15 protein-coding genes are annotated in these 17,697 nt (G+C 64.8%); 10 read left to right on the top strand and 5 right to left on the bottom strand.

Annotated features, from left to right (window positions below; all coding sequences use genetic code 11):
• Positions 1-699, bottom strand: a 699-nt coding sequence (locus tag N416_RS0111670; RefSeq protein WP_024442287.1) for an acetaldehyde dehydrogenase (acetylating), incomplete at its 3' end; no start/stop codon positions are given.
• Positions 700-808: 109 nt separating this feature from the next.
• Positions 809-2,383: an NAD(P)/FAD-dependent oxidoreductase gene (locus N416_RS0111660; RefSeq protein ID WP_024442286.1), complete on the bottom strand. Its 1,575-nt coding sequence runs from the start codon at positions 2,381-2,383 to the stop codon at positions 809-811.
• Between the two features lie 169 nt (positions 2,384-2,552).
• Between N416_RS0111660 and N416_RS0111655 the strand changes: the two genes are divergently transcribed.
• The 5 genes from N416_RS0111655 (at position 2,553) to N416_RS0111630 (ending at position 8,041) form a co-directional block, all read left to right on the top strand.
• The gene (locus N416_RS0111655; protein WP_024442285.1) at positions 2,553-3,614 is read left to right on the top strand and encodes a ferredoxin--NADP reductase; all 1,062 of its coding nucleotides are present in this window, start codon (positions 2,553-2,555) and stop codon (positions 3,612-3,614) included.
• A 75-nt stretch (positions 3,615-3,689) separates the two neighbouring features.
• A complete protein-coding gene (locus tag N416_RS0111650) occupies positions 3,690-4,871 on the top strand; it encodes an acyl-CoA dehydrogenase family protein (protein WP_024442284.1) in 1,182 nt (393 codons plus the stop codon).
• A gap of 10 nt (positions 4,872-4,881) precedes the next feature.
• Positions 4,882-5,790 carry a biphenyl-2,3-diol 1,2-dioxygenase gene (bphC, locus tag N416_RS0111645; RefSeq protein ID WP_024442283.1) on the top strand — a complete coding sequence of 303 codons (909 nt, stop codon included), beginning with the start codon at positions 4,882-4,884 and terminating at the stop codon, positions 5,788-5,790.
• Positions 5,791-6,215: 425 nt separating this feature from the next.
• A complete protein-coding gene (locus N416_RS0111635) occupies positions 6,216-7,097 on the top strand; it encodes an IclR family transcriptional regulator (RefSeq protein WP_024442282.1) in 882 nt (293 codons plus the stop codon).
• Entirely contained in the window at positions 7,094-8,041 is a 948-nt protein-coding gene (locus N416_RS0111630; RefSeq protein ID WP_024442281.1) for an alpha/beta hydrolase, read from the top strand. Before N416_RS0111635 ends, N416_RS0111630 begins: the two co-directional genes overlap by 4 nt.
• On the opposite strand, the gene N416_RS0111625 is transcribed toward N416_RS0111630, so the two are convergent.
• Entirely contained in the window at positions 8,031-9,269 is a 1,239-nt protein-coding gene (locus N416_RS0111625; RefSeq protein WP_024442280.1) for an NADH:flavin oxidoreductase, read from the bottom strand. The genes N416_RS0111630 and N416_RS0111625 overlap by 11 nt on opposite strands.
• Before the next feature lie 102 nt (positions 9,270-9,371).
• Here N416_RS0111625 and N416_RS0111620 point away from each other — a divergent pair, with 102 nt between their 5' ends.
• Both N416_RS0111620 and N416_RS0111615 read left to right on the top strand, forming a co-directional pair.
• Positions 9,372-9,734 carry a hypothetical protein gene (locus N416_RS0111620; protein ID WP_024442279.1) on the top strand — a complete coding sequence of 121 codons (363 nt, stop codon included), beginning with the start codon at positions 9,372-9,374 and terminating at the stop codon, positions 9,732-9,734.
• Positions 9,727-10,353, top strand: coding sequence for a Dabb family protein (locus N416_RS0111615; protein ID WP_024442278.1), 627 nt, complete (start codon positions 9,727-9,729; stop codon positions 10,351-10,353). Before N416_RS0111620 ends, N416_RS0111615 begins: the two co-directional genes overlap by 8 nt.
• Positions 10,354-10,367: 14 nt before the next feature.
• On the opposite strand, the gene N416_RS0111610 is transcribed toward N416_RS0111615, so the two are convergent.
• Positions 10,368-11,255: an SDR family NAD(P)-dependent oxidoreductase gene (locus tag N416_RS0111610; protein WP_024442277.1), complete on the bottom strand. Its 888-nt coding sequence runs from the start codon at positions 11,253-11,255 to the stop codon at positions 10,368-10,370.
• Complete coding sequence (locus N416_RS0111605) at positions 11,252-13,174, bottom strand: NAD(P)-binding domain-containing protein (RefSeq protein ID WP_024442276.1); 1,923 nt, start codon at positions 13,172-13,174, stop codon at positions 11,252-11,254. The genes N416_RS0111610 and N416_RS0111605 overlap by 4 nt, the downstream gene beginning before the upstream one ends.
• 118 nt (positions 13,175-13,292) lie before the next feature.
• Here N416_RS0111605 and N416_RS0111600 point away from each other — a divergent pair, with 118 nt between their 5' ends.
• The 3 genes from N416_RS0111600 (at position 13,293) to N416_RS0111590 (ending at position 17,674) form a co-directional block, all read left to right on the top strand.
• A complete protein-coding gene (locus tag N416_RS0111600; protein WP_024442275.1) occupies positions 13,293-14,900 on the top strand; it encodes an acyl-CoA synthetase in 1,608 nt (535 codons plus the stop codon).
• Positions 14,901-15,105: 205 nt separating this feature from the next.
• Entirely contained in the window at positions 15,106-16,224 is a 1,119-nt protein-coding gene (locus N416_RS0111595; RefSeq protein WP_024442274.1) for a zinc-binding dehydrogenase, read from the top strand.
• 25 nt (positions 16,225-16,249) lie between these two features.
• Positions 16,250-17,674 (top strand): aldehyde dehydrogenase family protein, encoded by a 1,425-nt coding sequence (locus N416_RS0111590; RefSeq protein ID WP_024442273.1) that lies wholly within the window; start codon positions 16,250-16,252, stop codon positions 17,672-17,674.
• Positions 17,675-17,697: the final 23 nt, after the last annotated feature.

Raw genomic sequence — 17,697 nt, 5'->3', positions numbered from 1 at the left:
CGCCACCACGTCCTTGATCGACGCGGTGATCGCATCCCGATCAGCGTCCTCAGGGATCTGGCAGAAAATGGTGTCGCGCATAATCATCGGCGGATCAGCCGGATTCAAGATAATGATCGCCTTACCCCGCTGCGCACCACCGATGACCTCCACCCCACGCGAGGTGGTCTTAGTGAACTCATCGATATTGGCCCGGGTGCCCGGGCCGGCCGACACACTGGCAACACTGGCCACGATCTCGGCATAAGGCACCGTGCCGCCCTGCTCCTTGACCGCGCGGGTCACCGCATACACGATCGGAATGGTGGCCTGACCACCACAAGTGATCATGTTCACGTTCGGCGCGTCGACGTGCTCGTGCAGGTTTGCCGGCGGAATCACCGCCGGACCCACCGCGGCCGGAGTCAAATCGATCGCCCGGATACCAGCGGCCTCATACTTGGGCGCATACGCCTTGTGCACATAAGCACTGGTGGCCTCGAACACGAAATCCGGCTTCTCATCCAACCCCAACAGCCAGTCCGCCCCCTCGGCCGAGGTCTCCAAACCCAGCTTGCGCGCCCGAGCCAAGCCCTCAGACTCCGGATCGATGCCGATCATCCAGCGCGGCTCCAGCCACTGCGAACGCAACAACTTGTACAACAGATCAGTGCTGATATTGCCCGACCCGACAATCGCCACTGAGGCCTTAGCAGCCATGAACGCTCCTCAATTCGAATCTATGCGAAAACCAGCCGGACCGAACCCAGCCCGGAGAACTCGGCAACACAGTCGTCACCGGCATGTACATCGATGACCAGGCTCGGCATCAGGACGTCTTGAGCAGGGTGAATCCCTTGTATCCCGCGTCGGCGACCTCTGCACAGATATCGAGGTAGGTGGCGAAGCCGCCGATGAAAAGCATGAACACGCGGGGCTTTCCGGGAACGTTGGCACCCACGTACCACGAGTTAGCTCTGGGAAAGAGGGTGGCGTCGGCTCGCTGATTACATTCGGCAACCCAGGCGTCGACGGCACCGGCGTTGGCTTCCATGGCCGCGTAGCCATGCTGGTCCAGATAGGCGATGGCCTCGGAGATCCACTGGATGTGCGCCTCGGCGTGCAGAACCATATTGGCCAGGACCGCCGGTGCGCCGGGCCCGGATACCAGGAACAGATTGGGGAATCCGTCGACACCGAGCCCGAGGTAGGTGCGGGGCCCGTGTGACCAATCCTCGACCAGCTTGCGCCCCCCGCGACCGACGATGTCGATCTTGGCCAGAGTGCCGGTCATGGCGTCGAAGCCAGTCGCCAAGACGATGGCATCGAGGTCGTAGTGCCCCTCGGAGGTCTCGATGCCCGATTCGTCGATCGCCTCGATCGGAGTCTTGCGAACACTGACCAATGTGACGTTGGGGCGATTGAATGTCTGGAAATAGTTGGTGTCAGTGCAGATTCGCTTGGTGCCGATCGGATGATCATTGGGGATCAGCAGTTCGGCGACTTCGGGGTCGTCGATCACCGCACGAATCTTGCCTTCGTAGAACTTTCGGGCTTCCTCATTGGCCTCGATGTCGGTCATCTGGTCGGCGAAGGTCTTGGAGAACAACACCCCGCCCAGCTGCCACCGTTCCTCGAAGGCCGCGTAGCGCTCTTCGGGCGTGGCTTGCATGGTCAGCTTCGGATGGGCGACATGCGGTGACCCGCCGCCACTGCGCCAGGACATCTGGCGCCGTTCGTCGTAGGTCGCCTTGGCGTGAGCGATCTCCTCGGCGGTCAACGGGCGGTTACCCGCGGGCACGCTGTAGTTAGGGGTGCGTTGGAACACCACCAGCTGTGCGGCCTGTTCGGCGATGAGTGGAATCGATTGCACACCAGACGAACCGGTCCCGATGACGCCGACCCGCTTTCCGGTGAAGTCCACACCCTCGTGCGGCCAATGCGCGGTGTGATAGATCTCGCCGCCAAAGGTGTCCAGTCCCGGGATGTCCGGAGTCAAGGGCGAGGACAGCGGCCCGGTGGCCATCACCACGAACCGCGCGACGACCGTTTCTCCACTGTCGGTGGCGATCGTCCACCGCATCACGTCCTCGTCGAGAACAGCCGAGACCACCCTGGTGTTGAACGTGATCCCCGGTCGCAGATCGAGCCTGTCGGCGACCCACTTGATGTAGTCGAGGATCTCGGACTGGGTGGCGTACTTCTCGGTCCAGGTCCACTCCTGTTGCAACTCATCGGAGAACGAGTAACAGTAGTCCAGGCTCTCGACATCGCAGCGCGCTCCCGGGTACCGGTTGAAGTACCAGGTACCTCCGACTTCGGGTGCCGCTTCGAAGACGCGCACCGACAGCCCCTGTTGCCGGAACTTGTGCAGGGCATACAGGCCAGCGAACCCGGCACCCACCACGATGACGTCAACATTGCTTTCGGTCGGGCTGCTCACGGCGGCTACCGTAGGCAGTCACCGAGGATTTTGGCGTCAAAACTTCCCGGTCAACGGGCATCAGGAAATTTCTCCCGGCCACCGGTGAGAGCGGCCCGGCCAGTTCGCTCGGCCGCTCACAATGTCGGCCATGACCGATGCAGGATCTGCCGGCCGAGCCGGGGACGGCGCACGCGCCGTAGCACTGACCGTCACAGCCGTCATCGAGGAGAGCCACGACGCGAAGTCGGTGGTGCTGGCGATTCCCGACGAGTATCAGAACCGATTCAGCTACCGGCCGGGGCAGTTCCTGACGGTGCGCGTACCAAGCGACCTGACCGGGTCGGCCGCCCGTTGCTACTCGCTGGCGAGTTCTCCGCACACCGATGCCGTGCATAAGGTCACCGTCAAGCGTACGAATGGCGGCTACGTGTCGAACTGGCTGTGCGACAACGTTTCCGTCGGTGACACTCTCGAAGCCCTCCCGCCGTCCGGACAGTTCACGCCGGCGGATCTGGATGCGGATTTTCTGTTATGGGCGGCAGGGAGCGGGGTCACCCCAGTGATGTCGATCCTCAAGTCGGCGCTCGCCGCCGGCACCGGACGGGTAGTGCTGTGCTACGCCAACCGTGACGAGAGTTCGGTCATCTTCGCGGCCGAGCTGCGCGAACTGGCTGCGCGGTATGCCGGTCGGTTCACGGTTCTGCACTGGCTCGAGTCGATCCAGGGTCTGCCTACCCGCGCTCAGTTGGGCGGCTTCGCCCGGATGTTCACCAGCTACCAGTCATTCGTGTGCGGCCCCGAGCCGTTTATGGCAGTGGTGAAAGAGGCGTTGCGTGAGGCCGGCGTACCACGCGAGAACATCCGCCTCGAAGTGTTCCAGTCGCTCACCGGTGATCCGTTTGCCGACGTCCCGATCGAAGACTTCGGCGGCGACGCTGAGGCGGCCGACGTGCAGGTCCGCATCGACGGGAAGACCCATCGCCTCTGCTGGCCCAAGTCCCGCAACCTGATTGATGTGATGCTCGCTGCGGGCATCGACGCTCCGTTCTCCTGCCGGGAGGGCAACTGCGGCTCGTGTGCGGCGACGGTGGTCGAGGGTCAGGTCGATTTGGGCAATGCTGCGATCCTCGAACCCGAAGACATCGCCGAGGGGTTGTTCCTGGCCTGCCAGGCGCGCCCGCTGTCCGACAAGCTGAATGTCGAGTTCTGATGTCGACGATGAATGTCGTCCGCTCACCGGGACGAGGCCGGCGACCGCCCGCTCCCCGCGTCCACCATCGTTGACATGACTAAACGGGTGATCGACCGCGTCGCGGAGCTGGCCGACCAACTGCGCGAGCAAGCCGAGGAAGCCGAGAAGATCGGCAAGCTGACTGACAACACAGTCAAGTCGATGAAGGAGATCGGCAGTATTCGGCTGTTGCAGTCGCGGAAGCACGGCGGGCTGGAGGTGCACCCGCGTGAGTTCGCCGAAACGGTGATGGCGACCGCCGCGCTGGACCCGTCCGCGGGATGGATCAACGGTGTCGTCGGCGTGCACCCCTACCAGCTCGCCTACGCCGATCCTCGAGTCGGCGACGAGATCTGGGCCGACGACGTCGACACCTGGGTGGCGTCGCCCTACGCACCGCAAGGCGTCGCCAAGCCGGTTGACGGTGGTTACCTCTTCAACGGGCGTTGGCAGTTCAGTTCGGGCACCGACCATTGCGACTGGATCATTCTGGGCGCCATGATCGGTGACGCCGAGGGCAAGCCCTTGATGCCCCCGCAGATGTTGCACATGATTCTGCCGCGCAAGGACTACCAGATCGTCGAGGATTCCTGGGACGTCGTGGGATTGCGAGGCACCGGTTCCAAGGACGTCATCGTCTCCGATGCGTTCGTGCCGAGCTACCGCACGATGGATGCTTTGCAGGTTATGGACGGCACCGCGCAACGCGAGGCCGGGATGACCGAGCCGCTTTATTTGATGCCCTGGTCGACGATGTTCCCGCTGGGCATCTCGTCGGCGACGATCGGCATCGCCGAAGGCGCTTTGGCCGCTGCGCTGGACTACCAGCGCTCTCGGGTGAATTCCAGCGGTGTTGCGATCAAAGACGACCCCTATGTGATGTTCGCGATCGGTGAGGCCGCCGCCGACATCAACGCCGCTCGTCAAGAGCTCCTGGCCAACGCCGACCGGATCTACGACATGGTCGACGCCGGCAAGGACGTCTCATTCGAGGACCGAGCGGCTGGGCGCCGCACTCAGATTCGCGCGGTATGGCGCGCCGTCTCGGCGGTCGACGAGCTCTTCGCCCGGTGTGGCGGCAATGCCACACGGATGGACAAGCCACTGCAGCGCTACTGGCGCGACGTCCACGTCGGACAGGTGCATGCGATCCACGCCCCGGGAACGGTCTACCACGCCTCGGCATTGAGCTCGCTCGGCGTGGACCCGCAGGGCCCGCTACGGGCAATGATCTAAGGGTCGCCCAGTGAGCCCGATCAAGAGCCTCGGCTACGTCACGGTACAAGCCACCGACATCGAGAAGTGGCGTCACTTCGCCTTCGGCGTACTGGGTTTCGCCGAAGGTAGCGGCCCCGATCCGGATTCGCTGTACCTGCGGATGGACGAACGCACCGCCCGAATCGTGGTATCCCCCGGCGACACCGACAAGATCACCACCATCGGCTGGGAGGTGCGCGACCACGCAGACCTGCAGACGGTCGCGCACTCCCTTGCGGCCGCCGGCGTCTCCTACCGGCAGTTGTCACTGGCCGAGGCCGACATCCGCCGTGTTGAAGAGGCCATCGCGTTCGAAGACCCCGCCGGTACGTCGCTTGAGGTCTTCCACGGCCCGGTTCTCGATCACAGCCCGGTCATCACGCCATTCGGCGCAAAGTTCGTGACGGGCGACCAGGGCCTGGGGCATGTGGTGTTGCCGGCCCTCGATGTCGCGGGCTTGTTCGAGTTCTACACCGAGGTGTTGGGGTTCAAGTCACGCGGCGCCTTCCGGGTGCCTGTTCCCCCGGAGTTCGGACCGGTACGCGTGCGCTTCCTAGGTGTCAACGAGCGCCATCACAGCCTGGCCCTGTGCCCTGCGGCAACGCTGCGCGACCCCGGGTTGATCCATCTCATGGTCGAAGTCGACAGCCTCGACAGCGTCGGCCAGGCGCTTGACCGAGTCGCCAAGGACGGCTTTCAGCTGTCGTCGACACTGGGGCGGCATACCAACGACAAGATGGTGTCGTTCTACGTTCGCGCACCGGGAGATTGGGACATCGAGTTCGGCACCGACGGCATGCGGGTCGATGACACCCACTACACCGCCGAAGAGATCACGGCAGACAGTTACTGGGGCCACCGGTGGGTTGACGACCTGCCTGCGGCGATGCGGCCGTAATCCCTGGCTTCCCCTTCCGGCCGGCCACCCGCCGGCGTCGATCGGCCGCTCGACTGCGGCGTGCCCTCGAGTCGGGCAGCTGACGCCAACCACTGACAACAAGGCGTTTCTGATCATCGAAAACTGATGATGCATCCGTCCACCTGGGTCGCCGACACCGTCGTTGATCTGGAGAGAGACGGGGTCGGCGCCCGGTGCGCTGCGGGCCACGGCGGCGTCCTTTAACGCGCGCACCGCGCACGGCGTGAACCCGGACGCGCAGCCCCGTTATGCCATGCCGCGTTGCTGGTGAGACCGGCGGCGTGCAGGCCGACGGTCGTGCGCGCACTCGAATTCGAGCGGAAGTGTGACAACAGCAACACCGATGTGGTAGAGATATGACCATTAGTCATATGCCTAATAGGCATGTACCCCGGAGGATCCCCATGCCCGCGACAGCCGCATTACCCGTGACCGCCGCCAAGGATGCGCCGAACGAAACTCCCAGCGCCGTCATTGACCGGGTATCCCTGGTCCTCGACGCTTTCGACGGGCCGGGCCGCCTGACGCTGGCCCAGATCGTGCGCCGGACCGGGCTTCCCCGCTCGTCAGCGCACCGCATGCTCGAGCGTCTCGTCCAGCTGCGCTGGCTGCGCCGCAGCGGCCGGGACTACGAACTGGGCATGCGCCTCGTCGAGTTGGGATCCCTGGCGGTGCACCAGGATCGCCTGCACAAGGCCGCGCTCCGCAAACTGCACGAACTCCACGCCGCGACCGGCCTGGTGGTGCACCTCGCCGTCCTTGACGGACCCGACGTCGTCTACATGGACAAGGTCGGCGATCGCATGACCGCGGCAATTCCGACCCGCGTCGGTGGCCGCCAACTGGCGCACTGCACCGCGGTGGGGAAGGCAATGCTGGCGTTTGCCGACGAGGGTGACATCGACGTCTTGAACTCCGATGGACTGCCCCGGCGGACCAAGTACTCGATCTCCACCCACGCCCAACTTCGCAGCGAACTGCTCAAAGTCCGCACTCACGGCTTCGCGTTCGACCGGGAAGAGTCACTGCCCGGCTTCGGCTGCGTCGCCGCCCCCATCGGCGACCCGGGCGAGGCGGTCGCCGCGATCTCGGTCTGCGGGCCGATGAACCGGATCAAGCTGGACCAGCGGTTGGTCGCTCCGGTGCGGATCGCCGCGATGGGCATTTGGCAAGCGGTCGACTGCGGCCCCGTTCGAGTGTCCCCCACTCTGCAGCAGATGCGACCGCTGCGCGCAGGGCCTGCCGCGCGACCGGCAGCTCGTACCGGGGCACTCAAGCTCGCATGATCCTGGATTCGCAGATCGCAAAAATCATCGAAGCCCTGAACGCGGGATTCCCGCCGGTGCATACGATGACCGGGGCCGAAGCCCGAGCCGCCATCCGCGCACGTTTCACGGCGGCCGCCGACCCCAGGCCCGTGGCGCAGGTGTACGACCGAATCATCGCCGGCCCGGAAGGCCCACTCCAGGTCCGTGTCTACCGCCCGTGGGCCGTAGACACCGACGCGGTCCCGACCCTGGTATGGGCCCATGGCGGCGGCTGGGTGTTCTGCGACTTGGACAGCCACGACGACCTGTGCCGCGACTTTGCGAATCAACTTTCCGCCGTGGTGGTTTCCGTGCACTACCGGCGGGCGCCGGAAGAAGGACAGTGGCCCGCCGCGGCCGAGGACGTCTACGCGGCCACCGTTTGGGCAGCAGACCATATCGCCGAGCTCGGTGGCGACCCGAACAGGCTGCTGGTGGGCGGCGACAGTGCCGGCGGCAACCTTGCCGCCGTCACTGCATTGATGGCCCGTGACCGCGGGCGGCCGCACCTGAGCGGTCAGCTGCTGCTGTACCCGGTGATCGGCGCCGACTTCGACACGCCGTCCTATCGCCAGTTCGGCCGCGGCTACTACAACCCAAAGCCCGCATTGCAGTGGTACTGGGATCAATACGTGCCTACCGTGGCTGATCGGTCCCACCCTTACGCGTCCCCCCTGCACGCCCCGGACCTGTCCGGTCTGCCGCCGACGGTCGCGGTGATAGCGGGCCACGACCCGTTGCGTGACGAGGGCCGCGCTTACGCCGAGGCGCTCCGCCGTGCGGGCGTTCCCACCGCGGTGCGTTACTTCGAAGGCGGCGTGCACGGCTTCATGACCATGCCCACGCTCGACATCTGCGGGCGGGCCAGGGCCCAGGCATGCGCGTCACTGACTGAACTCCTGGGTCCGCCGGTCACGACGTAGCCGGCGGTCCTTCGGACGGCACCGTCATGGGCTCTACGTGGCCATAGCGCTGGTGCGGGTCGAGGACGCAGTGCGTGCGCTTGAAGACGGTCACCATGCACTTGTTGTTGTGGTCGCAGCGGCTACGCACCTCGGGATCCCCGATCATTTTGTTGACCAGATCCGGCTCACGCAGCAGTGCCCTGCCCATCGCCATGAAGTCGAAGCCCTCACGCATCCCGGTCACCAGATGGTCGCGGTTTGTGATGCCACCGAGAAGAATCAACTTGGTGTTGCCCATGATCGGAACGAACTGACGGGCAGCGGAAAGCATGTAGAGATCCTCATAGGGATAGCTGCCCATCGCCCACTTCCCCATCACCCGCACCCCGGGGCGCAGCGCCGGCGGCATCACCCGGGCGAATTCGCGCACCGGTACATCACCCCGGAACAGGTACATCGGTTTGAACACCGACGAGCCCTGCGTCAGCTCGATGGCATCCAGCGTCGCGTCGGCGTCCAACAACTGTGCGGTACGCAGCGCCTCGTCGATCCAGATGCTGCCTGGCAGGCCATCGTCCATATCCAACTTGGCGATCACCGCGATCCGCTTGCCCACGACGTCGCGAACTCGCTGCGCGATCTCCCGTACGAATCGTGAACGGCCGTCGATGTCTCCGCCGTACTCGTCCTTACGCCGGTTGATCAGCGGAGACAGAAACGAGCTCGGCAGATAGAGGTGGCCGAAATGTAGTTCCACAGCGTCAAAGCCGGCGGCGACGGCCACCTGTGCCGCCGCACCGAACTGATCGATGACAGCGAATATTTCGTCGCGTCGAATCTCGCGGCAGTAGGCGAACGAGCTGGGATTGATGAAGCGGCTCGGCGCGATCGCGGAAACACCGGTGAGCTTCTTCTGTGCGACGACGCCGGCGTGGCCGAGTTGTGCGGAGATAGCCGCACCCGTGTCGTGCACCGCGTCGGTGAGCTTCTTGAGACCGGGGAGCGCCTTGGTGTCCATCACGATCTGCCCGGGCGCGCTGGCTCCCTGCGGGGACACGCAGCAGTACGCGACGGTGGTCATGCCGACACCGCCCCTGGCGAAGCTCAGGTGGAAGTCGATCAGATCGTCGGTGACCAATCCGTCGGGCGAACGGCCTTCCGAGGTCGCGGCCTTGATGACGCGATTGCGCAATCGGACCGGACCGAGCTGAGCCGGGGCGAACGGATTCATGCTGAGATCGTTCATCGGCTAACCGTCCTCGCTGCCAACGGTGTCCGTCAACGGCTGTCTCCCGATGTCCGGGACTGTAGCCGGTCTCACGACCGGGCTGCCCCTAGCCTCGTCTGCATGGCTGGCGGTGAAGTCTTCGTCATCGACCGGATCGTGACCAGGCCCGGGCTGGCGCGACGATTCGTCGATCGCTATCTCGCGGAGTACGCGCCCGGCGCCAGGGCACGCGGAATGACTTTGCAGAGTGTGCTCGTCAGTCCACCCATTTGGTTCGCCGGCGAGTCGAACACCATCACGATCACCTGGTCACTGCCCGACCCGCTGAGCTGGTGGCGGATGACCTGGAAGGGACGTCCGGATCCCGAATTGGGGCAATGGTGGTCGGCTATCGAAGAATTGGTGGTCGAACGCAGCCGCTCGGTGGCGGCCGCGGCAGATGACGTCGACACACTCTGCGAGATGACTGCGACCGATGTTTAACGTCACGCGACTACTCGATGTCGAACCCGGCGAACGCGATCGGCTGCTCAACGACATCCGCGCGGTGGCCGACCACAGCGGGGCGCTGCGATGGATCGTCGAACCGACCGAAAGCGGGTCACGCAACGGCGGGGATGTGTTGGTGCACCTGCGTTTCCCGGACGAATCAGCGTGGCATATCGCCGAAGCGCGGCTGGCGGCAGCGCTGACCGACCCGGCGATCACCCGAATCAACGGCGCTACGTACGAGGGCGCGCCGATCGGTACCGGCAATCCCGCGACGTTGTACCGGACGCTCCTGCTGAGGGTTCAGCCGGGCACATCACCGCAGACGCTGGCTCGGTTCGAGTCGGAGCTCAAGTCGATGCCCGGCTATGTCCCCACCATCTGTGCGTGGCAGCTGAGCCGCGTGACCGAACCGACGGGCGACACCGAATGGACGCACGTCTTCGAGCAGGAATTCACTGATACGGCGGGGTTGATGGGCCCCTACCTCATGCACCCGATTCACTGGGCCGTGGTGGACCGGTGGTTCGACCCGGAGACCACCGAGGTGATCGTTCGCGATCGGGTGTGCCACAGCTTCTGCGCAATCGACCGCACCGTCCTACAGCCGTGACGGCGCGCCTTACATCACATTCCGGCGGGCAGAATGTTGGGATTGGCGGCCGTGGGCGGTTCCAGTGGCGGGAGCACTGTGGCGCCATCCAGGCTGTGCACGGCGAGCTGCTGCGACCAGGGATAGTGCAGGCTGAACGCGACGAGACCGGTGCGCTCGGCGGCTGGTAGGTGGCACATCGCCAAGACTGTTTCCGCCAGATACTCCACCGGCTCGGTCGGGAAAGAATCGGGTATGAGGCTGTCTGCGCCCGGTGTCCGGATCGCGCTGGACGGTCCCACGACGTTGACGGCGATGTTGGAGTCCAGCAGTTCAGCAGCAACACCTTGGGTGAGCCGGTGCAGTGCCGCCTTCATCGACGCGTAGATCACGTCTCCGGACGACTTGTTGTACTCGCGGTAGGGGCGCGCCGGAGAGAGGCCGGTGACGGATCCGATGTTGACGATCCAGCCCGCACCTTGCCGTCGCATGTGCGGAATTGCCTGCTGAATCAGCACAAACGGTGTCCGCATATAGTGATCGACGGTGCGGTCGAAGGTCTGAATAGGCATGGCCTCGATCACCGAGTAGTCGGCGTATCCGGCGTTGTTGACCAAGATGTCGATGCGGCCCGTCCGCTCGACCACCTCCCCGATCAAGCCGGCCCGCTGGTCGGCGTCCTCCAGATCGGCGGCGATGCCGAATGCCGTGCCACCGGAAGCCTCGATCAGTTCGACGGTTTCGGCGATAGTGCCTGGCAGAGCCTCCGTGTGGCCCGCACGAGTCGACGGCGACGGCTGATGAGAGCGCGCGGTCACCGCTACCGTCGCCCCTTCGGAGGCCAGTCGCTGAGCGACTGCCCGCCCGATTCCTCGGCTGCTTCCGGTCACCAATACGGTTTTCCCGCTGAGTAATCCGGTCATCGGAGGATGAGATCCTCCTCGATCGGAGCGCGGTGGCTCTGCCACACCTCGATCAGCCGGAACGGGAAGGCGGTGACTATTCGTCCTCCGCCGGAACGGTAGTAGGTGTGTGCGGTGGGCGTGTGACACCAGACGGTGTCCGCCATCGCCCGATCGATCTCGCCGACGTAGCTCTCGAACGCCTCCGGGGTGACCTCGATGGTCGGCACGCCCCGCTGCGCCATCAGCTGGAGGCATTCCATCACGTAGTGCACCATCACCTCCACACCGAAGTTGTGCCCGCCCCCGTGACCCGGGCTGTAGTTGGGTGCCGAGGAGATGAACATGTTTGGGAAACCGGGGACCATGCCGCCGCGGTAGGCACTCGGACTGTCTCCCCAGACGTCTCTGAGCTTGATGCCGCCGCGGCCCCGGATATCGACCGTCGACAAGAAATCGAGGTAATAGCCGGTCGCGTAGATGATGACGTCCAGATCGATCTGCCGGCCGTCCTGGGTGACGATCCCACGCTCGTTGACCCGCGCGGGCTCGCTGGCCTCCACATCGACATGCGGCTTGGTCAGCGCAGCGTAGTAGCCTCCGGGGTCGCGAATGATGCGCTTGCCGTACGGCGCGAAGTCAGGAGTGACCTTCTTGGCCAAGTCCGAACCGGCCCCGAACATCCGGTCGATGTAATCCAGGCACATCCGCAGCAACACATCGTTGGCCGGCGAGATCGACAGGTGGTGAGCCGCCCATTCCGGATCTCGCACGATCACCGGATAGTTGTTGTCGGCGGTACCCCAAAACGACTTGAGCCGATTCCAGTTGGCGTAGAACGGGATGTGGGTGTTGAGCCATCGACGGTATTCGGGCACATCGTCGGTGAGTCGCTTGCGCGGCGCTACCCAATGCGGCTGACGCTGGAACACCGTGAGGTGCTCGACTTCGCCGACGCAGGCGTCGACGATCTGCACCGCGGTGCATCCGGCACCGATGATCGCCACCTTCTTGCCACGCAAATCCAAGTCCGGATCCCACTCGGCGGAATGGATGCTCACACCGGCGAAGGATTCCCTGCACGCCAGTTCCGGCCACCGCGGGCGGTTGAGGTAGCCGACGGCCGGAATCACCACATTGGCATAGCTGACATCACGGGTGCCGTCGCGACCGACAGCGTGGATCTGCCACAGCTGACGGTCCTCGTCCCACCACAGCGCCTCCACCTCGGTGCTGAATCGGGTGTGGTCCCGCAGATTGTTCTGGGTGGCGACCGACTCCAGGTACTTCTGGTACTCAGCGCCTTGCGGGTAGTAGCTCGACCACCCAGCGTTGATGTCGCGCGACAGCGAATAGTAGGCCGAGGGTGTGTCGACACCGATGCCCGGGTAGACGGCGGTGTACCAGGTACCACCCACCTCGTCGTTGCGGTCGATGATCTCGTAACTGATTCCGGCATCAGCGCATTCCAGCGCCGCAGCCATCCCCGCGATCCCGGCGCCGATGATGACCACTTTGAAGTCCGTCGGAAGCTCAGCGGTCCGAGGCAGCACCGGCTGCGACGGGTGGAACCCACCCTGTTCCAGCAGCAGGCCCACATACTCGCCGGCCACCTCGGTCCCGAGCGCCAGCGGTGCGATCCGGGCGAACAGCGCCGGGTCATCGATCGGCAGTGCACCGGCCGGACGTGGTTGGTCGAGTGCGATCATCACCGCTTCCACCAGCGCCTCGCGGGTTTCGTCGTCGGTGACACCGATCTGCTCCGGCGGGTCGGGTTCGAACGAGATCTTCTCGGCGAACCGGTCGACGACGGCGGGATCGCCGGTCAGCTGGGCCAACACCGCAACCAACACCCCGGCGTCGGCCTGACGCAGGTAAGAGCGCAGCTCGGCGGGATCCGAGCCCGTGTGGTCTGCCGTCACGGTCGCATCGGTCGTCATCGAACCTCCTTGCTTGTGCCCCGAGTATGTGGCCGTCGCCGGCGATCCGTCCGGGCCGTGTCTACTCAGCGGGACGCGGCGTGCCCGCAACCGGCGCCGCCGGCCTACAGTCCGGGACATGAACGAGCTCGATGCCGTCCTGAGGTCGACGCGCAGTCACGCGCTCGGTGACATCCCCCGCCGCTCGGCCCGCAAAGAACCGGGCAAGATCGCCGTGATCGACGGCGATGTGTGTCTGACTTTCGCCGAATTCGAGGGGCTGGTCGATCGCGCGACGGCCGCGTTGCAGGACAACGGCTTCGGACCCGGCGACCGCGTCGCGGTCTTGGCCCACAACTGCTGGCAGTACGCGGTGCTGGCGTTCGCGACCGCTCGCGCCGCCGTCGTGCTGGTGCCGATCAACTTCATGCTGACCGCCGAAGAGATCTCGTTCATCCTGGAGCACAGCCAAGTCGCCGGCATGATCGTCGAAGCCGATCTGGTGCCCACCGCCCTCACCGCGATGCAGCTCGGCGGGAGCGTGCGCACCACTGCGGCGATCGTGCTGCCCGGCCAGACGTCGCCGCCCGGCTGGGATGACTTCGACCGCTGGCTGGCAACCGCTTCGGTGGCTCCCGCTCCGTATGTCGCCGACGACCAGATGATCCGGCTGATGTACACCAGCGGGACCGAGGCGCATCCCAAGGGCGCGATGCACTCGACTCGCAGCCTGATGGGCAACTACATCAGCTCGATCATCGCCGGTTCGATGGAGGGCACCGACATCGCCGTCCACTCGCTGCCGTTGTATCACTGTGCGCAACTCGACAACTTCTTGATCCCCGCTGCCTACCTCGGCGCCACCAGTGTCATTCTTCCCCGACCGGAGCCAGAACTGGTGTTGCACACCATCGAAAATTATGGTGCCACAAGCTATTTTGCCCCACCGACGGTGTGGATCTCGCTACTGCGGTCCCCGCTCTTCGATTCTGTGGACCTCTCCACGCTGGTCAAGGGATACTACGGCGCCTCGGCGATGCCGGCCGAGATCCTGGCCGAAATGCGTGAGCGACTTCCCGAACTGCGTCTGTGGAACTTCTACGGCCAGACCGAGATGGCACCGCTAGCATCGGCACTCGGACCACAAGATCAGGACGCACACGCCGGTTCGGCGGGCCGACCGGTGATCAACGTGGAAACCGCGATCGTCGACGACGAGGGGACCCCGGTGGACGCCGGCGTGGTGGGCGAGATCGTCCATCGAAGCCCGCACCTGATGCTGGGCTACCTCGACGATATGGCGAAGACCGCGGACGCTTTCCGCGGCAGCTGGTTCCACTCCGGGGACCTCGGCTACTACGACACCCACGGGCTGCTACACGTGGTGGACCGCAAGAAGGACATGATCAAGAGCGGCGGCGAGAATGTCGCCAGCCGGGAAGTCGAAGAGGTCCTCTACCGTCACCCGGGCGTCGAGGAGGTTGCGGTATTCGGTCTGCCCGACCCACGATGGGTGGAGGCGGTGGTCGCCGCCGTGGTGGTCCGCGAAGGCGTCGCGCTCACCGAAAGCGAACTTCTACGCCATTGCCGCACGCATCTGGCCGGATTCAAAACACCCAAGCGGTTGTTCTTCGTCGAATCGCTACCCAAAAATCCGAGTGGAAAACTGCTGAAGCGCCTGTTGCGCGAGCGGTTCAGCGCCCAGGAGATGGTGGTGGAAGCAGTGGCTCCTCGTCCAGCCCGATAGGACGCAGTACGCAACGCGTCCGCTCGAAGACCGTCACCATCGCGGTGCGAGATCCGCACTGACCGCTGGGCGGGAAGCGCCCTGGGCCGTGGTCCGCGAGCCGCATAGCCTGCCGCAATGGGCGCTGCGCCGCTTGTGGCAGCGGCGCAACCACCGATTCGGTCGACTGACATTGAATCTTGTTTCGCATGAGAGGAACTCAGCTGTGAGTCCACACCACGACACCGGACGCATCGCACGCTTCGACGAACCCGGAAAGCCGTTCCAACTAGACACCGTCCCGGTCCCCGAAGTCGGTCCCGGCCAGATCCTGATCAAAGTGACCCGGGCCAACATCTGCGGTTCCGATGTCCACGCCTGGCACGGAACGTTCGCCACCCGCGGCCTCGGTGGGCAACTTCCCACCGTTCTCGGCCATGAGATGGTCGGATCGGTGGCAGAACTCGGCGATGGCGTCACCGCCGACTCCAACGGCAAACAGCTCAGTGTCGGCACGCGAGTGGTGTTTCCCTACTTCTTCTGCTGCCACACCTGCCGCAACTGTCTGGCCGGTCGCCGCAACGCTTGCCTGAACCTGAAGATGGCGATGCTGGGCCGCGCCGATGAACCACCGTACTTCGTCGGCGGCTACGGCGACTACTTCCTGCTACCGGCCGGCGCGGTGGTCTACACCGTCCCGGACTCCGTCTCCGACGAGATCGCTGCCGGCGCCAACTGCGCTCTGTCGCAGGTGATGTACGGCCTGGAACGGGTCGATCAGCAACTGGGCGAATACGTAGTGGTCCAGGGAGCCGGTGCGCTCGGTCTGTATGCCGTCGCAGTGGCCAAGGCCCGTGGCGCCGCCCGGGTGATCGCCATCGACGGCGTCCCGGAGCGACTCGAATTGGCCAAGGCGTTCGGGGCTGACGTCGTCATCGACATCACCGAGGTCACCACGGAGAAGGAACGGGCCAAGCTGGTCCGCAAGCTCACTGATGGGCACGGCGCCGACGTGGTGGTCGAGGTGGTCGGCCACCCCTCGGCGATCGACGAGGGCCTCAAGCTGCTCGGTCAGTTCGGCCGTTATGTCGAGATCGGCAATATCAACATCGGCAAGTCCTTCGAGTTCGATCCATCGCGTTTCGTGTTCGGCAACAAGTCCATGGTCGGGGTATCGCTCTACGACCCGGCCGTGCTATCTCGGGCCCTGGACTTCCTGGCGACATATCAGCACAAGTTGCCGTTCGAACGGCTCGCCACCGCCTGCTACTCACTCGACGACATCAACGATGCCTTCGCCGCCGCAGAAGACAAACGCGATGTCCGGGCCAGCATCGTCCTGTAGAACCACAGCTGAGCGGAGAGCAAACATGAGCTACAACCACGTCTACACGCGCACCAAGCTCTTCATCGACGGGCAGTGGGTCGACCCCGACGGCACGGGCACGATCGATGTCGTCGATCCCGCAACGGAAATGGTCTGCGGCTGTGTCCCCAACGGTTCCGAATCCGACGTGGACGCCGCGGTCACCGCAGCGCGCGCAGCGTTCGATCCGCTGATCAGCGTCGCCGAACGACGCGAGCGTCTCGACGCGGTGATCACCGCCATGGAAAAGCGGCTGCCCGATATCGCCGAAACCATCACGCGCGAAATGGGAGCCCCGATCCGGATCGCGCAGAGCGTGCAGACCCAGGTGCCTCTTGCCGTCGCCCGCGGATTCGCCGACGCCTTGGCCACGTTCGACTTCGAGGAGCGGATCGGCAACTCCCTGGTGGTTCGCGAGCCTTATGGTGTGGTCGCGGCGATCACGCCATGGAACTATCCGCTCTACCAGGTGGTCGCCAAGGTCCTGCCCGCCATCGCGGCCGGTTGCACCGTCGTACTCAAACCCAGCAACGAAGCGCCCCTGTCGGTGTTCGAGTTCGTCGACGCCATCGCGGAAGCCGGGCTGCCACCAGGTGTGGTCAACCTGGTATCCGGACCGGGCCGGATCATCGGCGAGCGGATGTCGGCCCATTCCGATGTGGACTTGGTCTCTTTCACCGGCTCCACCGCCGTGGGCAGCCGGGTCGGGGAACTGGCCGGTAAATCCATCAAGAAGGTGGCTCTGGAGCTCGGCGGCAAGTCCGCCAATGTGATCCTCGACGGCGCCGATTTAGCCACCGCGGTCAAGGTGGGTGTCGGGAATGCCTTCCTCAACGGCGGCCAGACCTGCATGGCTTGGACCCGGATGCTGGTGCCGCTGTCCCGCTACAGCGAAGCGTTGGAGCTGGTGCAGGCAGCGGTGTCGAAGTACACAGTCGGGGACCCGTGGGATCCGGCCACCCGGCTCGGTCCGTCGGCGTCGGAAGCTCAGTACCGATCGGTGCTCGGCTTCATCGAGCGGGCGCCGCGGGACGGCGCCCGGCTGGTGACCGGCGGCAGCCAGAAGCTGCGCGATGTGGGCTACTACGTCGCCCCCACCGCCTTCGCCGACGTCCACCCAGACTCCGAACTGGGCCAGGAAGAGGTATTCGGGCCGGTGCTGGCCGTCATTCCGTTCCGCGACACCGACGAGGCGCTGAGCATCGCCAACGGCACGCCCTACGGCCTGTCCGGTGCCGTGTGGGCCGCCGACGACGACACTGCGATGGCTTTCGCCCGCGAGGTAGAGTCCGGTCAGATCGATATCAACGGCGGCAAGTACAACCCCGCAGCACCATTCGGCGGCTACAAGAAGTCCGGGATAGGACGGGAGCTGGGTCGTATCGGGTTCGAGGAGTACCTACAGATCAAGTCACTGCAGCTGCCCTAGCCCGACGCCACCCACAGCGCGCC

The organism is Mycobacterium sp. UM_WGJ, assembly GCF_000455125.1.
Lineage (GTDB): Bacteria > Actinomycetota > Actinomycetes > Mycobacteriales > Mycobacteriaceae > Mycobacterium.
Note: the sequence above shows the minus strand (reverse complement) of the source record. Positions and strands in the feature narration are given on the sequence as shown.